This is a genomic window from Mesobacillus sp., assembly GCF_049588175.1.
In the GTDB taxonomy this organism is placed as follows: Bacteria; Bacillota; Bacilli; order Bacillales; family Cytobacillaceae; genus Mesobacillus.
Genome location: NZ_JBAVFI010000541.1, coordinates 1 through 2,747, shown reverse-complemented (window position 1 = coordinate 2,747; position 2,747 = coordinate 1). Strand labels below are relative to the sequence as shown.

At 47.0% G+C, this 2,747-nt stretch carries 3 protein-coding genes; all 3 read left to right on the top strand.

The window, feature by feature from the left end; translation table 11 throughout:
• A partial coding sequence (locus WB217_RS13315) for an aldehyde dehydrogenase family protein (RefSeq protein WP_423993699.1) occupies positions 1-168 on the top strand: 168 nt, incomplete at its 5' end.
• Between the two features lie 57 nt (positions 169-225).
• The gene (locus WB217_RS13310; protein ID WP_423993698.1) at positions 226-1,581 is read left to right on the top strand and encodes an aspartate aminotransferase family protein; all 1,356 of its coding nucleotides are present in this window, start codon (positions 226-228) and stop codon (positions 1,579-1,581) included.
• 115 nt (positions 1,582-1,696) lie between these two features.
• On the top strand, positions 1,697-2,747 hold a 1,051-nt coding region (gene ald / locus WB217_RS13305), incomplete at its 3' end, for an alanine dehydrogenase (RefSeq protein ID WP_423993697.1).

Here is a 2,747-nt window from a genome sequence, read left to right as displayed (position 1 = left end):
GCAGATGCAGGAATGCTGGGAGTCAATGTTGGCGTTCCGGCAACAATGGCCTTCTTCCCATTCTCAGGATGGAAGGATTCTTTCTACGGAGACCTGCATGTGAATGGCAAGGATGGAGTGAACTTCTTTACTCGTAAAAAGATGATCACTTCTAGATTTGATTATTAATCGATTGCTTGCATGAGAATGTTTTTATAAAAGCCTGAAAGTAGGAGGAAGGCAGGAATGACAAAGATTAAACAAGGTGAAGATTTTCTTACGAAGGATCGCGATTATGTTTGGCATTCGATGAAGCCGTACAGTCCGGATAGTACATTAATTGCGGAGAAGGCTGAGGGTTCTTGGGTTACGGATCATAATGGAAAACGTTATTTGGATGGTATGGCCGGCCTGTGGTGTGTGAATGTCGGATACGGCCGGGAGGAGCTTGCGGAGGCTGCCTATGAACAGCTAAAGCAAATGGCTTATTTTCCGCTCAGCCAGAGCCATATCCCGGCAATTAAGCTTGCGGAAAAATTGAATGAAATGCTCGGTGATGAGTATGTGATTTTCTTTTCCAACAGCGGGTCTGAAGCGAATGAAACCGCGTTCAAGCTCGTAAGGCAGTACCACCAGCAAAAAGGAGAGGGTAGCCGATACAAGTTCATCTCGCGCTATCGTGCTTACCATGGTAATTCGATGGGCTCATTGGCGGCAACTGGCCAGGCCCAGCGGAAGTATAAGTATGAGCCGCTGGCACCTGGGTTCCTGCATGTGGCGCCGCCGGATTTGTACCGCGGCAAGGATAAGGTGGATGCTCCGGCAAGTGAGTTGGAATCCGTGAAGGATATCGACCGGGTGATGACCTGGGAGTTAAGTGAGACGATTGCTGGTGTGATCATGGAGCCGATCATTACTGGAGGCGGGATTCTTGTTCCGCCGGAACAGTATATGAAGGGTGTAAAGGAGGTTTGCGAAAAGCATGGTGCGCTGCTGATTGTTGATGAAGTTATATGTGGATTTGGCCGTACTGGTAAGCCTTTTGGCTTCATGAATTATGGCGTTAAGCCTGATATTATCACAATGGCAAAGGGAATTACGAGTGCCTATCTTCCATTATCGGCCACAGCAGTTCGTAAGGATATCTATGAAGCTTTTAAAGGCTCAGAGGAATATGATTATTTCCGTCATGTGAATACGTTTGGAGGAAATCCGGCTGCCTGTGCGCTGGCTTTGAAGAATCTTGAAATCATGGAAATAGAGCAGCTGTTTGACCGGTCGAGGGAGCTTGGAGATTACATGAAACAAAGTTTGGCTTCGCAACTGGCTGACCATCCGTTTGTTGGAGATGTTCGCGGGAAAGGGCTGCTTGTTGGCATCGAGCTGGTAAAGGATAAGGAGTCTAAAGAACCGCTTGGAGTTGACCTTGTAAACAAAGTCATTGGCGGCTGTAAGGGAAAGGGACTCATCATTGGTAAAAATGGGGCAACCGTTGCTGGGTATAACAATGTGCTGACTTTATCTCCGCCTTTGAATATTGAAATGGAGGATCTTCAGTTTATCATACAAACCCTGACGGATGAGTTGAAGGCGATTCAGTAGAAGATTTTTAACAACCAACTTTGACACTCGTAATCCTTGGTAGTTTTAAGGATTACGAGTGTTTTGCACAATGTCCAATGAGATTCCAATATATTACCAGAGAGGTAGATGGACAATGAAAATTGGTGTGCCTAAAGAGATTAAAAACAATGAGAACAGGGTCGCGCTCACACCGGCGGGAGTGATGCAGCTAGTTCAGCATCAGCACCAGGTCTATGTGGAAAAAGGAGCGGGACTGAATTCAGGTTTTATCGATGAGCTTTACATGGAAGCTGGCGCGTTGATTGTTGAAACCGCCGCAGAAGTATGGAAAAGCGAAATGGTTGTTAAGGTGAAGGAGCCTACACCTGATGAATATCAATATTTTTATGATGGACTGATCTTGTTTACGTATTTACATCTGGCAGCGGATCGCCCTTTGACAGAGGCGTTGGTTGAAAAGAAAGTCGTGGCGATTGCCTACGAGACCGTGCAGCTGCCAAATAGGACGTTACCATTACTGACACCGATGAGTGAGGTTGCTGGCAGGATGGCCACTCAAATTGGGGCATCATTCCTGGAAAAATCCCGTGGAGGAAAGGGTGTCTTGCTTGGCGGCGTGCCAGGCGTGAACAGAGGTAAGGTCACGATCATTGGCGGAGGTGTCGTCGGTACGAATGCCGCAAAGGTTGCAGTTGGCCTTGGGGCACAAGTGTCAATCCTTGATGTGAGTCCAGATCGACTGCGTGAGCTTGATGATATTTTTGGCAATAGTATCACGACATTGATGTCGAGTCCTTACACGATTGCAGATACTGTTGCAGAATCTGATGTGGTGATTGGCGCGGTACTTATTCCGGGTGCAAAGGCTCCGAAACTGGTCACTGAAGAAATGGTCTGCCTAATGCAGGAAGGATCAGTCATTGTCGACGTTGCCATTGATCAGGGCGGGATTTTTGAAACAGCCACACATGTCACTACGCACGCTAATCCGACATATGTGAAACATGGCGTTGTCCATTATGCGGTCGGGAATATGCCTGGGGCAGTACCTCGGACTTCAACGATGGCGCTGACGAATGTGACAGTTCCTTATATTTTACAAATTGCCAATAAAGGCTATCAGCGTGCATTCGTCGAGAATGAAGCCTTACATAAAGGGCTGAATGTTTTAGGTGGAAGAATTG